The 21221-nt window shown below is 75.0% G+C and carries 20 protein-coding genes and 1 riboswitch; of the genes, 8 read left to right on the plus strand and 12 right to left on the minus strand.

Translation table 11 applies throughout. The features are described from left to right. Window positions 1-64: 64 nt before the first annotated feature. On the plus strand, window positions 65-2896 hold the full coding sequence (locus OG715_RS02900) for a hypothetical protein (protein ID WP_327063899.1): 2832 nt from the start codon (window positions 65-67) through the stop codon (window positions 2894-2896). A 143-nt stretch (window positions 2897-3039) separates the two neighbouring features. Continuing rightward, window positions 3040-3984 (plus strand): ABC transporter ATP-binding protein, encoded by a 945-nt coding sequence (locus OG715_RS02905; protein ID WP_327063900.1) that lies wholly within the window; start codon window positions 3040-3042, stop codon window positions 3982-3984. 10 nt (window positions 3985-3994) lie between these two features. Here the strand turns inward: OG715_RS02905 and OG715_RS02910 are convergent, their stop codons facing one another. Together OG715_RS02910 and OG715_RS02915 are read right to left on the minus strand one after the other, a co-directional pair. After that, complete coding sequence (locus OG715_RS02910) at window positions 3995-4459, minus strand: ATP-binding protein (protein ID WP_327063901.1); 465 nt, start codon at window positions 4457-4459, stop codon at window positions 3995-3997. Further along, the gene (locus OG715_RS02915; RefSeq protein ID WP_327063902.1) at window positions 4459-4971 is read right to left on the minus strand and encodes an STAS domain-containing protein; all 513 of its coding nucleotides are present in this window, start codon (window positions 4969-4971) and stop codon (window positions 4459-4461) included. Before OG715_RS02915 ends, OG715_RS02910 begins: the two co-directional genes overlap by 1 nt. Window positions 4972-5180: 209 nt before the next feature. Between OG715_RS02915 and OG715_RS02920 the strand changes: the two genes are divergently transcribed. After that, window positions 5181-6032 (plus strand): DUF6328 family protein, encoded by an 852-nt coding sequence (locus OG715_RS02920; protein ID WP_327063903.1) that lies wholly within the window; start codon window positions 5181-5183, stop codon window positions 6030-6032. A 172-nt stretch (window positions 6033-6204) separates the two neighbouring features. On the opposite strand, the gene OG715_RS02925 is transcribed toward OG715_RS02920, so the two are convergent. Further along, a complete protein-coding gene (locus OG715_RS02925) occupies window positions 6205-7005 on the minus strand; it encodes a VOC family protein (RefSeq protein ID WP_327064217.1) in 801 nt (266 codons plus the stop codon). A 367-nt stretch (window positions 7006-7372) separates the two neighbouring features. Next, window positions 7373-7852 carry a hypothetical protein gene (locus tag OG715_RS02930; RefSeq protein ID WP_327063904.1) on the minus strand — a complete coding sequence of 160 codons (480 nt, stop codon included), beginning with the start codon at window positions 7850-7852 and terminating at the stop codon, window positions 7373-7375. Between the two features lie 349 nt (window positions 7853-8201). On the opposite strand from OG715_RS02930, the gene OG715_RS02935 reads away from it, so the two are divergent. Continuing rightward, window positions 8202-8426: a hypothetical protein gene (locus OG715_RS02935; RefSeq protein ID WP_266309204.1), complete on the plus strand. Its 225-nt coding sequence runs from the start codon at window positions 8202-8204 to the stop codon at window positions 8424-8426. A 121-nt stretch (window positions 8427-8547) separates the two neighbouring features. Here the strand turns inward: OG715_RS02935 and OG715_RS02940 are convergent, their stop codons facing one another. From OG715_RS02940 to OG715_RS02955, 5 genes are all read right to left on the minus strand, one after another. Beyond that, window positions 8548-8820, minus strand: a complete 273-nt coding sequence (locus OG715_RS02940; protein ID WP_327063905.1) for a hypothetical protein — start codon at window positions 8818-8820, stop codon at window positions 8548-8550. A 225-nt stretch (window positions 8821-9045) separates the two neighbouring features. Next, complete coding sequence (locus tag OG715_RS02945; RefSeq protein WP_327063906.1) at window positions 9046-9168, minus strand: hypothetical protein; 123 nt, start codon at window positions 9166-9168, stop codon at window positions 9046-9048. After that, on the minus strand, window positions 9165-9350 hold the full coding sequence (locus tag OG715_RS42350; RefSeq protein WP_407661085.1) for an STAS domain-containing protein: 186 nt from the start codon (window positions 9348-9350) through the stop codon (window positions 9165-9167). Before OG715_RS42350 ends, OG715_RS02945 begins: the two co-directional genes overlap by 4 nt. Then, a complete protein-coding gene (locus tag OG715_RS02950) occupies window positions 9347-9544 on the minus strand; it encodes an STAS domain-containing protein (protein WP_327063907.1) in 198 nt (65 codons plus the stop codon). Before OG715_RS02950 ends, OG715_RS42350 begins: the two co-directional genes overlap by 4 nt. 264 nt (window positions 9545-9808) lie before the next feature. Next, window positions 9809-10828, minus strand: coding sequence for a SigB/SigF/SigG family RNA polymerase sigma factor (locus OG715_RS02955; RefSeq protein ID WP_327063908.1), 1020 nt, complete (start codon window positions 10826-10828; stop codon window positions 9809-9811). A gap of 546 nt (window positions 10829-11374) precedes the next feature. On the opposite strand from OG715_RS02955, the gene OG715_RS02960 reads away from it, so the two are divergent. Both OG715_RS02960 and OG715_RS02965 read left to right on the plus strand, forming a co-directional pair. Further along, entirely contained in the window at window positions 11375-12460 is a 1086-nt protein-coding gene (locus tag OG715_RS02960) for an NAD(P)-dependent oxidoreductase (RefSeq protein ID WP_327063909.1), read from the plus strand. Window positions 12461-12618: 158 nt separating this feature from the next. Continuing rightward, entirely contained in the window at window positions 12619-13311 is a 693-nt protein-coding gene (locus OG715_RS02965) for a hypothetical protein (RefSeq protein ID WP_327063910.1), read from the plus strand. 88 nt (window positions 13312-13399) lie between these two features. On the opposite strand, the gene OG715_RS02970 is transcribed toward OG715_RS02965, so the two are convergent. The 3 genes from OG715_RS02970 to OG715_RS02980 form a co-directional block, all read right to left on the minus strand. After that, complete coding sequence (locus OG715_RS02970) at window positions 13400-13870, minus strand: flagellar hook-length control protein FliK (protein ID WP_327063911.1); 471 nt, start codon at window positions 13868-13870, stop codon at window positions 13400-13402. Between the two features lie 55 nt (window positions 13871-13925). Further along, on the minus strand, window positions 13926-15047 hold the full coding sequence (locus OG715_RS02975; protein ID WP_327063912.1) for a prenyltransferase/squalene oxidase repeat-containing protein: 1122 nt from the start codon (window positions 15045-15047) through the stop codon (window positions 13926-13928). A 107-nt stretch (window positions 15048-15154) separates the two neighbouring features. Further along, window positions 15155-15275, minus strand: a riboswitch (cobalamin riboswitch). A gap of 377 nt (window positions 15276-15652) precedes the next feature. After that, window positions 15653-18490, minus strand: coding sequence for a M4 family metallopeptidase (locus OG715_RS02980; RefSeq protein WP_327063913.1), 2838 nt, complete (start codon window positions 18488-18490; stop codon window positions 15653-15655). Between the two features lie 379 nt (window positions 18491-18869). On the opposite strand from OG715_RS02980, the gene efeO reads away from it, so the two are divergent. Both efeO and efeU read left to right on the plus strand, forming a co-directional pair. Continuing rightward, window positions 18870-20009: an iron uptake system protein EfeO gene (gene efeO / locus OG715_RS02985; protein ID WP_327063914.1), complete on the plus strand. Its 1140-nt coding sequence runs from the start codon at window positions 18870-18872 to the stop codon at window positions 20007-20009. A gap of 40 nt (window positions 20010-20049) precedes the next feature. Next, on the plus strand, window positions 20050-20916 hold the full coding sequence (efeU, locus tag OG715_RS02990) for an iron uptake transporter permease EfeU (RefSeq protein ID WP_266277057.1): 867 nt from the start codon (window positions 20050-20052) through the stop codon (window positions 20914-20916). Window positions 20917-21221 lie beyond the last annotated feature (305 nt).

The raw sequence follows: 21221 nt of genomic DNA on the forward strand, positions 1-21221 counted from the left end.
GACCGTGCCCGGACGTCCACCGCGGCGTGCGCGAGGACGGACGCTTCGACGGGGGGAGCCCCACATGCTGACACTGCGCCTGATCCGCCGCGAGGCGCGGATCGCCTGGCCGGTCTCGGCCGTGCTCGCGCTGCTCGCCGCACTGCTCACAGCGGTCCCGCTGAGCTGGCCGCCGAGGTTCGACCGGCTGGCGGCCGATACGCTCGCGGACCGGGTGGTCCGCGCCCAGCGGGACGTGCCACTGGTCTCCGCCGCCACCACCACCGTCCCGCTGGACGGGCTGGTGCCCCCGGACACCGGCTCGCTCGACCGGGATCTGGACCGGCTCGGCGAACGGGTCCGCACCGCGGCTGGTCCGGGACTGGCCGCAGTGCTCGGCCGGCCGCAGGCCCGCGTCACCACCCTCGACGTATCGGCGAGCGGCCCCGAACTGCCCAGTCCCTACGGCAAACCGCCGCGTTTCGCTCTGGTGTACGCCCAGCCCGACGGCCCGGGCGGCACGGTCGAGTACCTCCAGGGCCGCGCGCCGCGGCAGCCCGGGGCCGAGCTGCGCGTCCCGCCCGCAGAGGCCGTCCCGGTCGAGGTCGCGGTCTCCGAGGGCACCCGGGAGAGGCTCGGCCTGGCGGTCGGCCGGAGGTTCGACCTGTCGGGCCGCGGCTGGACCGCCCCGGTCGTCCTGGTCGGCGTCTTCCGGACCGACCGCGGCGCGGGCCGGCTCTGGCAGCAGTCCCCGATGCTGGTCTCCCCGTGGACCGTGGCGGTGGACCCCGGCCAGGAGCTGAACGGCCAGCTGCTGACCAGTGCCGACGGGATCGAGACGATCGCGAAACGCGGCCTCGCGCTCAAGGTGGCCTGGGAGCTGCCGACGGCCACCGACCGGTCCGGTCCGGCCGCCACCCCGGCCGGGACCGCCGCCATGCAGTCCGCCCTGCGGGCACTGCGCGCCGCCGGGCCGGACCGGCTGTGCGGCTCCAGCCTCGCGGACACCTGCATGCTGGCCGGCCAGATCGTGCCGTCGATCGACGTCACCGAGCGACTCGGCCCGGAACTCGACACCTTCGCCGTCCAGCGTCGGCGCACCGAGCAGTTGCAGGGCTTCGCGCTCGCCGGACTGCTCGCCATGGTGGTGGCCACCGCGGTCGCCGCCGCCCGGCTCGGGGCCCGCCGCCGGGCCGGCGCCTTCGCGCTGCAACTCTCCCGCGGGGCGGGGCTGCCCCGGATCGCGGGCCGACTGCTGGCGGAGGCCGCGGTGGCGGTCGGCGCCGGGGTCGCGGCGGGCTGGGCGGTCGGCCGCGCGCTCGCGCCGCCGGGCGCCGCCCTCGGCTCGCCGGTGCCCGCCCTGGTCGCCGCCGTGCTGGTCTGGTGCGCGCCCGCCGCGGTGCTGCTCGCCTCCGCCGGACGGACCCGGCCCGCGCCGCGCTCGCGCCGGATCGTCCTGGAGGCCCTGGTGGTGCTCCTGGCCGCCGCCGGACTGGTCGCGCTGCGCACCCGCGGCGCCTACGCGGGCACCGGCACCGACCCCCTGCTCGCCCTCTCACCGGTCCTCCTGGCGCTGGTCACGGTGGGGGTCCTGCTCCGGCTGCTGCCCCCGCTGGTGCGCCGGGCGACCCGCTCGGCACGGCGCTCGCGCGGCCTCGTCCCGCTGGTGGCGCTCGCCCGGGCCGGGGCGCAGAGCGGCGCCGCCGCGCTCTCCCTGCTGGTCCTGGTCCTGGCCATGGGCTACGGGGTCTACGGGGGGCTGATACCGCGCACCCTCGCGGACGGGCAGACGCAGACCGCCGACCGGCGCACCGGCGGGGCACCCGTCGCCCTGGTCGGGCCGAAGGACCGGCTGTCCGACGAGCTGCCGCCGGTCCCCGCCCTGGGGCACCGGGTGACGGTCACCGGCGCGAGCGGGGAACTCACCGCGCAGGACGACGGCACCACCTTCCCCGGCGCCCGGTTCGTCGGGCTCGACGCCGCCGCCCTGGGCGCCGCCGATCCGTCCTCCCCCGTGGCCCGCGCCCTGCTGGCCGCCGCCGGGGCCGACGCGGCGGTCGGGCGGACCGGCACCGGCGGCGACGTCCCCGTGCTCACCGCGCTGGCCGACCCCGCACTCGCCGCCCGGTTCCCCGACGGCACCTTCGAACTGACCGCGCTGGGGACGGGCCGCTCCCTGGTCCACGTAGTCGGCGCCCTGCCCGAGGAGGCGCTGCGCGACCCGGTCCTCGGGCCGGTGCTCGGCGGCGGACCCCGGTCCGGCGCCCTGCTGGTGTTCACCGGCCCGTCCGCGGAGCGCCTGCCCGCCCAGAAGAACCACGCGTCCGCCCTCCTGCTCTACCCGGCCGCCGGCGGACCGCCCCTGGACCCGGCCGCAGTGCGGGCCGCCGCCGGCGTGCAGCTCGCTCCCACCGGCGTGCCCGGGCCGCAGGTCGAGCTCCGCGACCGGGGCGAGGAGCTCAACGCGCTGCGCGCGGACGGGCTGGCCCGCTCGGCCCGGCTCGCCTTCCGGGCCACCACCGCGCTCGGCCTGCTGCTCGCGCTCGGTACCTTCGCCCTGGACCTGCTGCTGAGCGCCACCGAACGCGCCCGGACGACGTCCTACCTGCGGACCCTGGGGATCGGGAGCCGAGCGGTGCTCGGGCTGCAACTGCTCCAGCTGCTGCCGCTGGTGCTGGCGGCGGCGGTCGGCGGCACCGCGCTCGGCCTGCTGCTGCCCGCCGCGCTCGGCTCCGGCCTGCGGCTGGGGGCACTCACCGGCGGGCCGTTCGAGCCCGCCGTGCACATCGACTGGACGATCACCGCGGGCCTCGGCCTCGCGCTGGTCGTAGTGATGACGGCGGCTGCCGTCCTGGAGGCGGCGATCAGCCGCCGGCGCGGACTGGGCGCCGTGCTGCGACTGGGGGAGGCACTGTGACCGTCCGACCGAACGAACGACCCGCGTCCGCCGGGACCTGGATCGGGACCGGGACCGGAGGACCCGCGTCCGGGACCGGGACCGGGACCGGAGGACCCGTATCCGATGCCGAACGGCCGCCCGCACCCGGGACCGACCGGCCGATGGTGGCGTGCCAGAGCCTGGTGCGGATCTACCGCACCGGCACCCGCGCCCGTGACGGCGTCGAGGTGCAGGCCCTGCAGGGGCTCGACCTGACCGTGCGGGAGGGCGAGTTGACGGCCCTGGTCGGCGCCTCCGGCTCCGGCAAGTCCACCCTGCTCGGCATCCTGGCCGGCCTGGACACCCCCAGCGCCGGAACCGTCGAGGTGGCCGGTACCGACCTGGGCGGGCTCAAGCGCCGCGAGCGGACCGCCTACCGGCGCCGGACCGTCGGGGTGATCCAGCAGCAGACCGCACGCAACCTGCTGCCCTACCTGACGGCGCGCGAGAACGTGCAGCTGCCGATGGGCTACATCGGCGTGCCGCGCCGCCGTCGCGCCGCCCGGGCAGTGGAACTGCTCGACCTGATGGGCATCGCCCCGGCCGCCGACCGCACCCCGGCCGGGCTCTCCGGCGGCGAGCAGCAGCGGGTGGCGATCGCCGTCGCCCTGGCCAACGAACCCCGGCTGCTGCTCGCGGACGAACCCACCGGCGAACTGGACACGGCGACCTCGGAGGAGATCTTCGCCGCCCTGCGCACCGCCAACACCGAGCTGGGCACCACCGTACTGATCGTCACCCACGACGCCCTGGTGGCCGACCAGGTCCGCCGCACGGTGCGGATCCGCGACGGGCGCACCTCCACCGAGGTGCTGCGCCACACGGCCGACACCGGCACAGACGGCGCGCTCACCGCCCAGGAGTACACCGTGCTGGACCGCGTCGGCCGGCTCCAACTGCCGCGCGAGTTCACCGAGTCACTGGGCCTGGCGCACCGCGTGCGGCTGGTCCTGGAGCGTGACCACGTCTCCGTGTGGGCCGACCTCGGCCACCCGTCGGCGGGCACCGGGGCCGACACCGGGGGCACCGGCGGCGTCGAGGGCGAGGGCGGACGCACTCGGGGCTGAGGCGACAATCTCAGGAGCGGTACTCCAAGGGGGACGGCACCTCCAGCCAGACCTCCTTGCCGCCGTCCTCGGGGCGCGAGCCCCAGGCGCGGGCGAGCCGGTCGACCACCCGCAGGCCGTGGCCGCCCGGCTGCGCCGGGTCGGCGAACGGGCGCAGCTCCGGCGGGACCGGGCTGGCGTCGCTGACCTCTACCCGGAGGCGGACGGTGTCCCAGCGCAGCCGCAGCTCGCGCGGCCCGCCGGGCGCGTGCAGGCAGGCGTTGGTGACCAGTTCGGAGACCATCAGCAGGACGTCCTCGAAGACGGCCACCTGCTCCTCGTCGGGCCAGTCCGCGCCGTCGACGGCCAGCCAGTGCCAGTCGAGCAGGGCCTCGCGGCTGAAGTCCCGGCACCGCTGCACGGCGCCCTCGCTGCTGCTCAGGGGCAGCCGCCGGGTCTGGTCCCGATCCGGCGCGGTGGCTCCGTAGCCGTTCATCACGGGCACTCGGGTGCCGCAGGTCCGGGGGGACGGGTGGGTTCGTCCGGGTCGTCCGGGTCGGTCGGGTCGGTCGGGTCGGTCGGGTCGGTCGGGTCGGTCGGGTCGGCGTCCTGCCGGCTGTCGTCCGCCGCCAGGGCGAGGGCGACGCTGGGACGGACCCTCAGGACGGTGTCCGCCCCGGTGAGCGCGAGCAGCCGGACCACGACGGGGCGCGGCCCCGCGAGCTCCAGCAGGACACCGGCCCGTTCGGCGTCCTGCCGGGCCCGCAGCAGGATGTTCAGCCCGGTCGAGTCGCAGAAGCTCAGCTCGGCGAGGTCCACCAGGATCCGGGTCAGGCCCTCCTCCGGCAGCCCGGCGAGCGCCGCGAGCAGCCCGTCCGCGGAGTCGCGGTCGAGCTCTCCCCCGACGGACACGATCCGCACCGGTCCGGCGCGCCGCACGTCGATGCGCAGCTCCCCCTCGTCCCGATCGTCGCCCGCTCCCCCGGCATCCCCGGCGGACAGATGCATGGCTGGCTCCCGGTCCGGTCGGAACGGCCTCGTGCCGTCCGGACCATGATGCCGCGCGGCCCGTCGGACCGCACGGACGGCGGCCACCGGCCGGTGGCCCGTCCGGCAGGGCTTCCCCGGCGGTGGCCGGGTCGTCACGTCCATGCCGCGCGTTTACCCGGGCCCGGTGCGGCTACACGCGAAGTGAACCCGGGGCGGAGGTGAGCAGGATGCCACCGGGCACGACCGGGCCGCAGGACCCCGCCGCGACCCGCACGGGGCGGCGGGAGTCCGCCGACGAGCGCGCCGACCGCCGGTGGAACGACCTGCTCCAGGAGGTGCGGGTCGCGCAGACCGGCTCGCAGATCCTGTTCGGCTTCCTGCTGAGTGTCGCCTTCATGCCCCGCTTCGCCCAGTTGGGCGACTTCGACCGGGGCCTCTACGTGGTCACCGTGGTCCTCGGCGCGCTGGCCACCGGCGCGCTCGCCGCACCGGTCTCCTACCACCGGCTCTTCGCCGGCCACCGGCTCAAGCCGCAGCTGGTCGACGCCGCGGCCCAGCTGGTCGTGGTCGGCCTGCTGCTGTTGGCGCTGACCGTCGGCTCCGCACTGCTCCTGCTGCTGCGGGTCGCCACCGGGAGCGCGGCGGCCGCCTGGATCGTGGCAGGGGTGATGGCCTGGTTCGCGGCCTGCTGGCTGCTGCTGCCGATGCTCCACCTGCGCCGCCACCGCGGCGACCGGACCGACCGGAGGCCGGTGGACCGAGTCGGGACCGGGGCCGGGGAGGTCGCCGCCGAGGCCGGTCCCGACCGCCGCCGTTCCGCTGCCGGGCAGACGCATGGAACGGCCCGGCGGGGGCAGACGCGGCTCGGGCGGGCACCGGCCCGTCCAGCGAAGGGAGGCAGGACCATGGCCACCGACGACAAGATGCGCAACATGGCCGAGAAGGCCCGTGGCAAGGCCAAGGAGGTCGCCGGACGGGCGACGGGCGACGGGACGATGGAAGCCAAGGGCCGCGGCACTCAGATGAAGAGCGACCTCAAGCAGGCCGCCGAGAAGATCAAGGACGCGGGCAAGGACTGACGCCCGCGGACGACGGAGAGCGACGAGGACAAGGGCCCGGCGGACGGACCCGAGTACGCCGGGACCGACCCGGGCGGACCAGCCGGAGCGCCGGCGCCGGACTGATTCGGGCCCACCACGTCGTGCGGCCCCGGTACCAGGCCTGGCACCGGGGCCGCACGGCTTGCCGCCGTCAGCCGACCGGGTCCTCCGGCGTCGGCCAGGTGATCACCGAGAACGCCCCGCCCTGCGGATCGGCGAGGACGGCCAGCCGGTTGGTGGCCATGTCGAAGGCCGGGGTGAGGACGGTGCCGCCGGCGCGGACGACGGCCGCCTGGATCGCGTCGACGTCGTCCACGTTGAAGTACGGCTGCCAGTGCGGCGGGACTCCCGGCGGGAAGGTGGACAGGTCCATCATCCCGCCGACCGCGCGGCCGTCGACCTGGAACTCGATGTAGCCCTCGGCACCGGGCGCCTCGGAGCGGCCGGCGGTGACCGGCAGCACCGCGGAGTAGAAGGCGGCGGCCGCCGCGCGGTCGCGGGTGGCGAGCTCGTTCCAGATGAGCGCGCCGTGCTCGTTGACGATGCCCGCGCCGTCGAAGGTCCCCGGCTGCCAGAGGCCGACGACGGCCCCGGTCGGGTCGGCGATGACGGCCATCCGCCCGAGGTCCATGACGTCCATCGGCCCCACCACGACCGAGCCGCCCGCGTCGGTGACGGTCTTGAGGGCGCCGTCGAGGGAGTCCGTGGACAGGTACGTGGTCCACACCGTCGGCGGCATCGGGTCGGGGACGGTGCCGTCCGGGTTCATCGCCTTCATGATCCCCGCGACCGGCTTGCCCTTCAGCGTGCAGACCGAGTACCCGCCCTGCTCGGCGGGCCCGATCTCGCCCTGCCAGCCGAACACCTCGCCGTAGAAGTCGAGGGCCGCCTGCTGGTCGGGCACCATCAGGTCGATCCAGCACGGGGTGCCGGGCTTGTAGGGGCCGTTCATGTCGGGCACGGATGCCTCCGGGGGCGCGTTCGGGGGACGGACGGGCGGTCCCGTACCCGCCCGGAGGCCCCGGAATCGGGCTGCACGGGTGAAAACCGCGTTCGGCGCCGAGCGCGGTTTCGGCCAGCAGTGACGAACCGTGGCAGGTGGCGGCGATCGGACGGCCACTGCCGCTGAAGGCACGCACGAACTCGACCGCCTCCCGTGCAGACGGAGGGCGTCGGCGTTGTCCGTGCCGCCGGGACCAGCAGGAGGTCGTAGCCCGCGGGGTCGACCTCGCTCGGAGCAGGGTTCTCCTCCGGATCGATCGCCCCCGGGGGTGGGGGCGACGGGCCGGGCGATGTGCTGTCGCCGGGCCGGCGTGCTGTCATCGGTCCGGGAGGTCGCCGCCGGGGTCCTCCGGGTCGCCGAGGCCCTCCGAGTGGCCGAGGTTCTCGGGGTCGCCGTACTGGGCGCGCCACTCGCGGGCGCGGGCGTTGTGCCAGTCCACGCCCTGCTGGGCCTGCTGCTCGGACAGGCCGCAGAGGGCGGCGACCACACTGAGCGGCACCGGCTCGTCGTAGTCGGCGAGGGTGCGGCTGACCTTGCCCGCGTACTGTTCCTCGGGAACGAAGGGGCGGCTGCGGTAGACCTCCACCAGCATGGCCAGGTGCCCGGCCGAACACGCCGTGACGACCCGCTTGCCGTCGAGCTCCGGATCGGAGGCGTGAACGGCGGAGGAGTCCGGGACGAGCGCGCCGAGCAGGTCCTGAGCGAGGACGGCCAGGCCGCAGTGGTCGCAGATGTCGTACGCCGACGCGTCGGCCGCGTCGTCGCTGCCGTCCGCCGGGGGTTCGAAGTGCTCCACGCACGACGCCTACCCGGTGAACCGCCGAACAACCGCCGCAGTCCGGGAGGCCCGGCGGATCCGCCCGGGGTTCCGGCCCAGCCCTTCCGGCCGGACGCCTCCGGCCGCACACTTCCGGCCGCACACGGAGCCGCCCCCTGGTCACCGACGGGGACGGGCCCGGGGGGCGGCGCGGGAGTACCGCCGCTCCCCGGGCCCGACCGCGCGCCTGGCCCGACCGCCCGCCGGCAACCCCCCGAACCTCAAACCTCGACACCCCCGAACCGTCCCACTGGGTGCCACCCGGTGGCCGACCGGCCCGGCCCGGGATTGCATGGGAGAGCCCGAACCCCTGCTCAGGGAGGCAGTCGTGTACGAGATGTGGGCCGAGACCGATGCGGCGGAGGAGCCGTCGGGTCTGATGTGGCACGTGGTGTCGAAGGACGACGCGTCGACGGCGCTCTGCGGGCAGTCGCTGGAGCTGTCCCGCCGGGTCGTGCCGAACGGCATGGAGACACCCCTCGGGGCGCCGGACCGCTACTGCGATCCGTGCCTGCTGTCGGTGCGCGAGACCATGGCGGCCGCCGGCAACTGAGCGCCCCAGGGGTCGCCGCCACCGGCCGGTTCCGGGTGGGCGGGCCCGTCGGTCGGGCCGGCCCTGACCAGGTCCAGCACGGCTGCGGACAACGGTCCCCGGGCGGCCGGTGGCAGCCGCCTCACCGTCCGTTCACGCCGCCGGAACGGCGCACGGCGCGGATCCGGCCACCGCTCCCGGCCGGTCGCCGGAGCAGCAGCCCGGCCAGGCCGAGGGCCAGTACCCAGCCTCCGATCAGCGCCCACAGCACCGGCGCCGGCTCGGCGGCGAGCCCTCCGGCCAGCAGCACCGGCGGCAGGAGTCCCAGCGCGGGCAGGGCCCGTGGGCGCGTCCCGCTCGTCACCGCCCACACCCGCCCGCGTACCACCAGCCCCCGGGCGCGTGCTCCGGCCACGATCCGTCGTCCTTGCTGCCTCATCCCGCCGGTCTCCCTCTTCTCGTGCGCCACCTGGTCCCCGGCCCTGCGGGTTCCCCGAACGGCGGCCCTTGAACGCCGCCGCACCGTTTCGCCCCGGCATCGCCCCACCGCCTCCGCAATCCCGCGCCGGCTCCACGATCGGGTGAACCCCGCCTCTTACCAGCCCGGGGACGGCACGGTCGTCCGGTCGCAGCGCCCCCGTCAGGCGAGGGTGTGCAAAAAGGTGATCCCCAGCAACGTTCCGTCGACGTCGAGGAGCGCCGCCTCCTCGGAGAGGACAGTCGTGCCCCGGCCCGGGTGCTCCGGGCGGGGCGTGGCGGTCACGGCAAGCCGTCGCGGACGGGGAACGCGTCGGTGGCACCGGTGAGTTCGAGGACACGGCGGACGATCGGCCGGGGGCGGGCGAGTTCGATCCGGCTGCCGTGCTCGCGCGCCCTGATGGCGGCGTCGAGCAGTTCGGACAGGCCGGTGGAGTCGCAGAAGGCGAGGTCGCCGCAGTCGATCAGGACGACCGTGCCGGGGGGGCCAGCGCCGGGTCGAGCGCCTCGCGCAGCACGGCGACGGAGTCGAGGTCGAGCTCGCCGTTCAGGGTGAGTACGGTGCCGTCGGCCCACGGCCGGGCGTGGGTGGTGAGTCCGACCGGACGGTCCGGGGCGGTCGCGGTGCCGGCGGCGGGCGGTCGGGGCGGGCGGCGGCTCATGACGGTCCCTCTTCGTGCTCGGCCTCTTCGTACTCGGCCTCTTCGTTCTGGGCGGACGGCCGGTCCCGGAGTCGGGTCCGGGGGCCGGAGAACCTGGCGCAGCCGACGCGCTCTCCTCCTCCTTCGTGCTCCTTCGTACCGGCGGCCCCCCACAGAGCGGCTAACCGCTGCGGGGGGCCGGAAACACGGGGACGGGGGCAGGTTGTCGGCTTCTAGGGGGTTCGGGGCCCTCGGAGGTTCCGGGCCACCAGGGTCGGCACGTTCTCACGCGGGCCCGCGGTCCCGGCAGGTGCCGGGCCCGGGCGGGCCCTCGGGGTCGGACCGGGCGTCGGGGTCGGACGGGACGTCGCTCCAACCGGGCGCGTCGCGGTCGTCCAGCTGTCCGCGCAGAAGCGCGAGGGTGGTGGAGAGCAGTCTGGACACGTGCATCTGGGAGACGCCGATCCGCTCGGCGATCTCGGACTGCGTCCGGTCCTCCCAGAACCGCAGTTCGAGCACCAGCTGCTCACGCCGGGGCAGTTGCCCGAGCAGGGGTCGGACGGCGGTACGGAACTCGGCGAGTTCGATGCCCGGGTCGCAGGCCCCGAGCCGGTCCAGCAGTGCGCTGCCGGACTCGTCGGTGTCCTGCTCGCGCAAGGCGTCGAGGGAGTCGGGCCGGTAGACCCGGCCGGCGATCAGGCCCTCGACGACCTCCTCCACGCCGAGGTCGAGCGCCTCCGCGATCTCCTCGGGGTGCGGCAGCCGGCCGAGTTCCTGCTCCAGCCGGTCCGAGCCGCGCGCGACCCTGAGGTAGCACTCCTGCATCCGGCGCGGCACCCGCACCGGCCAGGAGGTGTCCCGGAAGAACCGCTTGACCTCACCGGCAATGGTGGGGATGGCGTAGGTGACGAACTCGACGCCGCGCCCGGGGTCGTAACCGTCGACCGCCTTGATCAGGCCGACGGTGCCGACCTGGAGGATGTCGTCCATGTCCTCGCGGCGGTGACGGAAGCGGCCGGCGATGAACCGCACCAGCGGCATGTTGAGTTCGATGATGGTGCCGCGCACGTAGCTGTAGGCGTGGGTCTCGCGGGCCAGCCCGGCGAGGCGGTCGAAGAGCGCGTCGCTCAGTCGGCGCGCCTCGGTCTTGCCCATGGCGCGCAACTGCGCCTCACTGGGGCGCGGGGGGATGTCCGGAGGCAGGTCGACCGGGGGCAGGTCGGCCAGGGATACGACCTGCGGGACGTCGGAGGAGACGGGCGGCGGGCCGGTCCGGGGGCCGGTTCCCGCAATGGTTGTGGACACGGCGATTCTCCTGGGCAGCGGGAACGCCTCGGACCGCGGGAGGGGTGGGCGTGATCGCCCGCGCACTGCGGCCCCTCTTCCCGAAGACCTCTGCCCGGCTTCTTCAAAGCCACGGTCCAGGTGGCGCCCGACATGGGCGCGGGAGCAGCCTGCGGTGCTGTGCGGCTGCTCCATCGGTTCTGGTACCCGACATGGGGCGTTTCATTCGCTTTATCCCGTTTTACTCTCGCGGACCCGGTCAGTCTTCCCGGCTCGGCCGGGCGACGGACGCGGCAGCGGGCTGACAGCAGGAACGCGGACGGCAACCGAACCACCGCGAAGAGTTCCGACGCCGACGCACAACGGGCGTCCCGCTCCCCTCCCGCTTCCGGTTCTCCGGTGCCTCCGCAGCGCCGTTCCGGCCCCGGTGTGTGACTCTCCGACGTCACCGGGGTCTTGTCGCAAGCCCCCCGGTCCGCTGTAGCTTGGCAGTGGCGATGATCATCCGCCGACAGCCGCGCGCCGTACCGCGCTCGTGCGGCTCCGGCCGGGAACGGGAACGGGGGCGTGTTGGAGCGGCAGCGGATCCTGTTGCTGGACGCGGCGCCCGGTGACCTGCTCGGCGTGGAACTGGAGCGCCTGCTCGGCCACGGCCTTGCCGTCACCCTGAACCTGCGGCGGGTCACCGACCGGGCGACCGCGCGGGCCGCCTGGGGCGGGCGCGTGGGGTTCACCGACTTCGACCCCTTCGACGAGGCGACCCTGATCGCCGAGACCCTCCGCGACGGCGGGCACCAGGCCGTCAAGTCCCGGGCCGGGGTGCCGTTGCGCGCCGCGTTCCTCGCCGCCGCGGCCGGTGACGCCACCGCTTCCGGGGCGGCCGGCACCGCCGCCGGACCACTGCGGGTGATCGGCCGGGCCGGGGCGGGCACCGATCACGTCGACCTCGCCGCGGCCGCCCGCCACGGAGTCGTGGTCACCCACACGCCCGGGTCCAACGCCGACGCGGTCGCCGAGTTCGCCCTGGCCCAGCTGCTCGCCCTGACCCGGGACCTGGTCGGCCACAACACGGCTGCGCACCAAGGTGATTGGCGCAGTCCGGCGGCACCGGCCCGGGCGCTGTCCGAACTGACCCTCGGCATCCTCGGCCCGGGCCGGATCGGCCGCGCACTGGCCGGACGGGCCCGCGCCCTCGGCCTGACCGTCCAGGGCCTCGGTCGCGGCCCGGCCGGGGGGCACGGTCTCCGACGGGCGGACTCCCTCACCGCACTGCTGGCGACCAGCGACGTGGTCTCCGTCCACCTGCCGCTCACCGCAGGCACCCGGGGGCTGATCGGCCGCCGCGAGCTGGCGCTGCTGCGGCCGGGCGCGATCCTGCTGAACACCGCCCGGGGCGGGATCGTCGACGAGTGGGCCCTGGCCGACGCCCTGCGCGATCCCGGGCACCCGCTCGCGGCAGCGGCCGTCGACACCTTCGAGCACGAGCACGCGGCTTTCGACTCACCGCTGTTCGGACTCCCGAACGCCCTGCTGACGCCGCACGTCGCCGGGACGACCCGAAGTGCCATGGCCGAGGCCGCCGTCCGCTGCGCCGACCACGTGGCCGCGCTGCTGGACGGCCGCCCGGACGGCGTTCCGGTGGCGACCGGCTGACGGGCCGTCGGATCCGGCCCTGTCGTTCGGCAGGGGTGGAGCGGGCGGGTGAGCTCGGTAAATGTGCCGATCGGCACATGTGCGGGTGGGGGTGCGTCGACCAGGATCGGGGGCATCGAGAGGGCGGCCGACCGGGCCGCCGGGGAGGGAGACCCACCATGTTCCGCATTCGTACCCGCATCCGCACCCGCAACCGTGCCGCCGTCCGGACGGCGCGGGCCACCGCTGCCGCCGGGCTGGCCCTCGCGGCGCTCACGGGCGTCGCGCCGGCCTCCGCCGATGCCCTGTCCGTCGGCGGCTCCGGGTCCGAAGGCCGCGAGGGCCACGACGGCCGGGCCGCGCGGCCGGCGAGCGTCAGCGGCAAGGCCCGGGTCTCGTACGCCTTCTCCCCCGACGACGAGATCTGGTTCACCGTCGACGCCCGGGCGAAGCCGTACTCCCGCCCCCTCCCGGGCACCAAAGCGCCCGACGGACTGCCCACCGACGCCGTCGGCACGATCCACTACTCCCACCGCGTGGCCGCCACCGGGGTCGTCTACAACGCCGTGGCCGAGGTGGACTGCCTGAGCACCGGCGGGCCGGTCGCCACCGTGACCGCCGTCGTCACCACCTCGGACATCGGAAATGCCAACGAAAGGATCGGTCTGAGCGTCTACCAGGGCCGCGGCCGCGACGGCGACCGCCTCGGCTTCTCCTGGGGCGTGGCCAACCTCGACATGGGCCCCGACCAGCAGCCCTACCAGCCGGTGGTCGGCACCTGCATGGCCCCTGCCCCGTTCGCCCCGGTGCTGCGGGGCGGCTTCAGCGTCCACCACGTCGAGCTGGAGGCCCCGAAGACGCCCGGCCGGTAGGGCAAAACACCGTAGCAGCGCCGTGGGAACGCCCGGCCGACCCCCCGGCCGAGCGTCCGTACGGAGAACCCGCCGAGCCGGTCCGAGGTCAGGGCGCGGTGATGCCCGGCTGGGCACCGGCGCCGAAGGACCAGCCCTCGACCTCGCCCGGAGCCGGGTTGTAGGAGCCCGCGCCGAGGTTGCTGTAGGACCACGGGCCGCCGTGCGCGGCGTGCCAGTACGACCAGTAGGCGGTGCCGGTGGGGTTGGTGCAGGTCGTCGGCAGGGTGTTGATCTTGCAGACGAAGCCCGGGAAACGCGGGTGGAAGGAGTAGGAGAAACCGGCGCCGGTCAGCGCGGCGAGGCCGCTGGCCGGGTCTCCCGAAGCACAGCCGGTCTCGATGCCGCCACCGAGGGCGGTGAAGTCGACGACCACGGTGACGCCGGAGGTGCCGGTGCAGGCGGCGGCCCGGGCCGGCGGGGCGGTCGCGGTGGAGACGCCGAGAAGGCCGGCGGTGAGGGCCGCGGCGGCGGCGAAGGCGCCGAGTGTACGGCGGGCGGGACGGGCGGAGGTGGTCATGGGCGTGCTCCTCGGGTACGGCGGGCGGCGGTGCGGGGTCACGGACGGGCGGCCGTCAGGGGCGCGCGGCCGGGGCCGGGCAGGCCAGGGTGGGGGCGGACGGGCGGGCGCCGTGGGCGCTGAGGCCGGCGAGGCCCTGACCGGAGAGGCCGAGGACGGCCTGAGCGGTGGCCCGGGTGGCGTTCGCGGGGTTGAAGCCACTCGCGTCATAGGCGACGGCGCCGCGCACGGCGGGGTCGGCCGAGCAGCCCTGCTGGAGCTTCACCAGGCTGCTCCAGCCCTTGAGGCCGCTGATGAACCGGCCGCCGGGGAGCAGGGCGGAGGTGGCCAGGCCGGTGCTGTTGGCGTTGGAGGTGGTGGCACCGGCCGCGGCGAAACCGCCGTCGGTGTTCTGGTGGGCCGTCAGCCAGTCCAGGCCCGCCTTGGCCTTGGCACTGCGGCCGGTCGCGGCGAGGGCCTGGGCCGCGAGGGCGGTGGCATCGGTGTCGGCGGTGCAGGTGGGCTGGCCGAAGGCGATCGGGAAGCCGCCGTCGGCACACTGGGCGGCGGCCAGGAAGTCGACGGCGGAGGCCGGGGCGCCACCGGGGGTGCGCTGGAGGGCGATCAGGGCCAGGGACTGGCCGAAGGCGTTGCTGTAGTCGCCCCACTGCGAGCGGTCGGAGAAGCGGCCGCTCGGCGTCAGCAGGGAGCGCAGTCGGGCGGGCAGGTCGACGCCGCCGAAGGCCGACGGGGCGGTGCCGCGCACCTCGGCGGCCAGCAGGAGCTTGGCGGTGGCACCGGCGTAGGCCTCGGTGGTGCCGTCGCCGAGGTAGCCGCTCAGGATGTCGGGCCGGGCGAGCCAGGCGGTGGCGCGGGCGGCGGCCTGGTCGGCGCTGCCGGCGGCGGCGAAGGCGAGCACGGCGTCGATGGTGAGGCCCTGGTCGGGGTAGGCGGTGCCGTCGAAGACCGACTCGAAGTGGTCGCCGTTGACGAGCTGGCGGGCCAGCCAACCGGCTGCCGCGGCGTCCGGACGGTAGGTGGAGGCGGTGTCGCCGGAGGTCGAGGAAGCCGGGGCGGTGACGGCCGGGACCGGGGCTGCCGCCCGGGCGGCGGTGGCCGCCGGGAGGGTGGCGGTCAGGGCCAGCGCGGATATCGCGAGCAGGCGGAGCGGGCGGCGGCGGAGCGCGGAGGCGGACATGCGAGGCCTTTCCGGGCCTGGGCGCACGGGCGGCCACCGGCGGCCGTGCGGGGCGAGCTGCCCGACGGCTCCGGGAGCCCCTGGCCGCAGACCACGACGGGAGGAGGGGACACACACCTCCGCCGACGGGTACTCGGGCTCGCCACCGACTTGCCGTCGGCGGCCTACCGTTGCGGGTCAGCGCCGGAATTCGACCGGACTTCCCCCGACGGCGGAGTCAGAACATGACGGCTCATGATGTCGGCTCGGCTGAGAGGGGGTCAAGGCCGGTTCGAGGGCGGATCGCCATCGGTGCAGCGGCACCTGGCACGGTGGCACGGCAGCAGGCCTGGGCACGGCGGCAGGACGGGGACGTGGTGACGGGGCGGGGGCGCGGTGGCAGGACCTCAGCGGCCGGGGCGCCGTGCCCGGCGCGCGACAGCCCGGGAGCCGCGCCGCGGCGGTCCGGGACCGGCGCTGCCACGGCGGGGTCCGGAGACCCGGTGACGGCAAGGATCCGCCCGGCCGCCGCAGGGATGCGGCGACCGGGCGGGAGACCGGGGCGGACGGGGTCCGGGCTTCGGGGTCGAGAGCCCTGGTGCGGACTCCGGGGCAGCCGCCTCCGGTCAGCAGGTGCCGGCCGCGCGCTCGCGCACGACCAGATCGGTGCGGCCCGCCGTGGCGTCCAGCCAGACCACCCGGGTGCCCCGGTCGGCCACCGGGGCGTACTGGCCGCCCCGGTTGCAGGACATCCGCTCGGGGGTGCCGCCGGTGAGCGGGAGCTGCCAGAGCTTGGGCAGGTCGGTGTTCTTGACGCCACCCGTCACCTGGCGAGCGGCCTCGGCGAAGGTGACCGCCCGGTCCGAGGCGGTGAGGCCGGCAATCCGGCGCGGCTCGGCGCCAGTGCCGGTGCCGGTGCCGGTGCCGGTGCCGGTGCCGGGTCGGGGGCCCGCAGGCAGGAGGTCGGTCACGCCGGAGCCGTCCAGCGCCCCGGAGCGGATCGTGCTTCCCTTCGTCCGGTCGAAGGGCGTCTCGACCCACAGCAGGCGGCCGCCGGCCATCCGGAGGCTGGCTACCGAGGTCCCGGCGGTGGCGTTCGCGTCGTCGACCACGTACTGGGCGACGACCTTGCCGGCGGCGAGCGAGTAGACGGTCGGCGCGCTCACCGTCCGCTCACCGACCTGCCAGCTCTCGGTCCAGGCGAGCAGGCCGTCATGGAGCGCGAGACCGGCGGCCTGGTGGCCCTCGGGCAGCGCGATCAGCGTCTCCGGGGCCCCGTCTCGGGAGAGTACGGGCCCACTGCGGCCGGTCGTGTGGTCCGACATCAGGAAGGCGACATCTCCGCCGGAGACCCGGACGTCGCCGAGGTACTGGTTCGGGCCGCGGTGGACGCTGCGCACCGGGCCACCGTTGAGCGGCCGGGCCAGCACCTCCATGCCCCAGGCCCCGTCGGCCCCCGGCCCCATCGCCACCCACGCGGCGGTCGTGCCGTCGGTGGCGGGCCAGCCGTGCGAGCGACCGTCCTCCGGGCTGAGCCGGGCGGGCTCGGCGGAGCCGACGACGGCGCCCGTGTACACGGCCATGCTGCCCTTGGCCCCCTTGCCCGCGGTGGCCACCACCCAGCGGCCGGCGGCGACATCCGGTGCCACGCTCTCGGTGGAGAGTTCGCGCAGCAGCGGCCGGCTGTCCACGCCGATCCGGCGCTGCCAGCCGTCCTTGATCCCGTGGGCGTCGAAGGCCCCGGCCACGGTGCGGAGTTGGGCACGGTCGAGACCGAGCGCGCGGCCTGCGGCGAGCACCGCGTTGCGGGCGTCGACGAAGTCGTCCAGCGGGGTGAGGTACTCGGCGAGCGCGCGGTAGACCAGGCGGTCGGCGAGGAGCGGGTCGAGGGTGCGCCGGATGTCCCACAACGCGCCCGAGACGATGGTGGAGTTGAGGTGCACGCCGCCGCTGTCGACCCCGGCGGGCACCCCGAGGTAGTCGGCGACGGTGGTGCGGCGGTCGTCCAGCCTGCGGCCGGCGCAGGCCTCGGGGGTGCCGGTGCGGCAGAGGTCCTCGCCGAGCAGCGCGGCCCTGGGGTCGGTCATCGGGATGCCTCGGCTGGTCACCTCGATGGCGTTGCCGAAGTAGTCGGCGACGGCCTCGTCGAGGGCGCCGGACTGGCCGAAGTCGACGAAGTCCGCGGTGTGCTCGACGACGCCGTGGGTCATCTCGTGGCCGGCCACGTCGCGCGCGGCGGAGAACGGGCGGTTGTTGCCGGTGCCGCCCCCGTAGATCATCTTCTGGCCGTCCCAGTAGGCGTTGTCCAGGGGCTCGCCGAAGCTGGTGACATTGACGACGGAGACGATCGGTCCTCCCTTGCCGTCGATCCCGTTGCGGCCCAGGCGGTCGCGGTAGAAGTCGTACACGGCGGCGGAGTTGAGGTGGGCGTCGGTGGCGCCGCTGGTACCGGTGGCCGCCGGGAAGTCCGTGGTCGCCGAGGCGGCCGGGCGGGCGTCGGCGGGCAGGGTGCGGAAGTCCAGCTCGTCCCGGCCCGCCGCGTCGTAGGTGGTGACGGTGGCGGGGCGGGTGAGGTCGACGAGCTGGTAGGTGCCGTCCGGGAGTCGGCCGATGTTCACCCGGGCGGGGCGGCCGAGGGCGTCGGGCGCGGTACCGGTGGCAGGTTCGAGGGCCGGGGCCGGGGCGGCGGCAGGTTCGAGGGCCGGGGCCGGGGCGGCGGCAGCAGCAGCCGGGGCGTCGAGCAGGTAGGGGGCTCGCACCTCGTAGGAGAGCGCGACCTCCCCGGCCGCGGCGTCCACGAACACCTCCTGCGCCTTCGTCGCCCAGACCGACGGGTCGCTCCCGCGCACGGTGAAGTGGCGGGCGAGCCGGCCGGCGCCGCCGGGCAGCACCACCAGGCCGCGGTCCTCGGCCGCCGCGCCCACGCGGGCCGCCGGGTCCTGGACCGCGTCGATCGCGAGCCGTCGCAGCGCCTCGTCCGGCACGCTCTGCACGGTCGGGGCGGTGAGCCCGGTGAAGTACTTGCCGCCGGCCGACTCGACCCGCTGCCCGGCGCCTTCGCCGACCAGGTGGACCAGGTACCGGGCCCCGAAGACGGGTATACCGCCGTGCCGCTGCTCGAACCTGACGGTGCGCCGGCCGTCGGTGGCGCCCTCCACTCCGGCCTCGGCTAGCTGCTCGGGGTCGACCCGGTAGCGGTCCTGATGGGCGGCCAGATGGGCGCGGGCCGCCTCGGCCGGGTTGTCGCCGGGGGCCGCCTCGGCGAGGCCGGTGACCAGTTGCGGAGCTGCGGTGTCGGAACCGGCGACCAGTCCGGGCACCGGATCGGCGTCGGCCGACGGCCCGGCGGAGGGCCCTGCGGACGGTGCGGCGAACGCGGGCGGCACGGCCACCCCGAGGCCGAGCACGGCGGCGATCGCGACGCCGAGCAGCTTGGGTCCGGGTGTACGGGAACGGTGATGCACTGCGGTCCTCCCACGGGAAGCGGCCGGCCTGACGGCATGCCAGGCCATGCATGGACGGCGGACGCCCACCCCCACGGCTCGTCCGTTCTCCGGAGCCGACGGTCCGTCCTGCGATCAACATAGGCCATCTCTCTGCATATGTCGATTGACTGCATATGCAGACCGACCGAAGCCTCCAGCCGTCGATCGATATCCGCACCCACCACCTCGCCCCATCGGGCCGATTGACCCGGCGAGCGACCGCCACCCCTCGGAGGTCTACATATAAGTAGACGAATTAGGGCGCCCTTAGTAAGGTTCACCTAATCTTCCCGGCCGCCGTCCGCACGTCGACCGCGACGTCACCGAGCACGCCCCGACCCTGACCGCTGGAGCCCGCATGTCCGCCCGTCGTTCCACCGCAGCCACGCTGCTCACCCTCGCCGTGGCGACCGCCGCACTGGCCGGCTGCTCGCAGAAGAAGGACGACAAGGCCGCTGCCGACGCCGTCAAGGTCAACGCCACCGACACCGCCTGCGAGGTCTCCAGGACCACCTTCCCGGCCGGCCACGTCAGCATCGACATCGCCAACAAGGGATCCAAGGTCACCGAGGTCTACGTCTACGCCGCCGGCGACAGGATCGTCACCGAGCGCGAGAACATCGGCCCCGGCACCAAGGCCACCGTCACCGCCGAGATCAAGGCCGGCACCTACGAGGTCGCCTGCAAGCCCGGCATGGTCGGCGACGGCATCCGCCAGAGGATCACCGTCACCGGCGACACCTCCGCCGCCCCCGCCGACCCCCGCCTGACCGCCGCCGTCGACTCCTACCGCGCCTACGCCCAGGGCCAGGCCGACGCCACCGTCCCCGCCGTCGAGGCCTTCGCCGCCGCGATCAACGCCGGCGACCTGGAGAAGGCCAAGTCCCTCTTCGCGCCCTCGCGCACCGGCTGGGAGCGCACCGAGCCCGTCGCCGAGAGCTTCGGCGACGTCGACCCCAAGACCGACACCCGCGAGGACGGCCTGGAGCCCGGCCAGGAGTGGACCGGCTGGCACAAGCTGGAGAAGTCCCTGTGGGCGGACGCCGTCATCGGCGACGCCGAGAAGAAGCTCGCCGACCGGCTGGTCGCCGACCTCAAGGACTGGCAGAAGAAGATCCCCGAGGCCGAGATCACCGCCACCAGCATGGCCAACGGCGCCAAGGAACTCCTCGACGAGGTCGCCACCGGCAAGGTCACCGGCGAGGAGGACCGCTACAGCCACACCGACCTCTCCGACTTCGCCGCCAACGTCGAGGGCGCCAAGAAGGCCTACGAGCTGCTCAAGCCCGTCGCCGCCGAGAAGGACGCCGAACTCGCCAAGACCCTCGACAGCGAGTTCGCCGCCATCCAGGCCCTGCTCGCCAAGTACAAGCAGACCGACGGCAGCTACACCTCCTACGACAAGGTCACCGACACCGAGCGCAAGACCTTCTCCGACGCCGTCAACTCCCTCGGCGAGCCCCTCTCCAAGCTCGCCGCCGCCGTGGTCGTCAAGTAACCACCGCAGACCGTCCCACCACAACCTCGATGGAGCCGGCGTGTTCGCCAACTATCTGATCGGCCTGCGCGAAGGACTCGAAGCCAGCCTGGTCGTCTGCATCCTCATCGCCTACCTGGTCAAGACCGGCCGCCGGGACAAGCTCCCGCCGGTGTGGACCGGCGTCGGCGCGGCCGTGCTGCTGTCGATGGCCTTCGGCGCGGTCCTGCAGTTCGGCTCCTCCCAGCTGTCCTTCGAGGCGCAGGAGGCCCTCGGCGGCTCGCTGTCGATCGTCTCGGTCGGCCTGGTCACCTGGATGGTCTTCTGGATGCGCCGCACCGCCCGCCACCTGAAGAGCGAGCTCCAGGGCAAACTCGACGCGGCCCTGGCGATGGGCACCGGCGCGCTGGTCGCCACCGCCTTCCTCGCGGTCGGCCGCGAGGGCCTGGAGACCGCGCTGTTCATCTGGACCGCCGTCCAGGCCACCGAGGACGGCTACAACCCGATCGTCGGCGCCGCCCTGGGCCTGCTCACCGCCGCCTTCCTCGGCTGGCTGTTCTACCGCGGCGCACTGAGGATCAACCTCGCGAAGTTCTTCACCTGGACCGGCGCCATGCTCGTCGTCGTCGCCGCCGGCGTCCTCGCCTACGGCGTCCACGACCTCCAGGAGGCCGGCTGGCTGCCCGGCCTGCACAACCTCGCCTTCGACATCTCCACCACGATCCCCAAGGACAGCTGGTACGGCACCCTCCTCAAGGGCGTCTTCAACTTCCAGCCCGACCCCAGCGTCCTCCAGCTCGTCGTCTGGCTCGCCTACCTCGCCCCCACCCTCGCCTTCTTCTTCGGCCTCCTCGGCGGCCCCGCCGAACCCACCACCCCCAAGCCCACCGGCACCACCGGCACCACCGAGGCACGCCCCACCGCCTGACACCACCGCCTGAAACCACCGGCCCGCGCCACCCGGCGCACCCGCCGCACCACACCACGCCCCGCCCGGACCCCCGGACGGGGCGTTCGCATGCCCGGGCCGGTCGAGGGCCACCCGGCGGACGGGCGGGCGAGGCGGGGAACGGGCCCGGACGAACCACAGGTTCGCCGAGGCAGGCGGCTTCCGCCGGCCCGGACGAAGGCCCTCCCCGGCGACCCGGGCGGCCTGGCCGGGCAACTCCCCGACCCTTTCCGCGTGACCCTGCACCGACGCTCCCCGGGAACACGAAACCCCCGGCCCCACCA

Origin of the sequence: Kitasatospora purpeofusca (assembly GCF_036010405.1) — a bacterium.
GTDB lineage: Bacteria > Actinomycetota > Actinomycetes > Streptomycetales > Streptomycetaceae > Kitasatospora > Kitasatospora purpeofusca.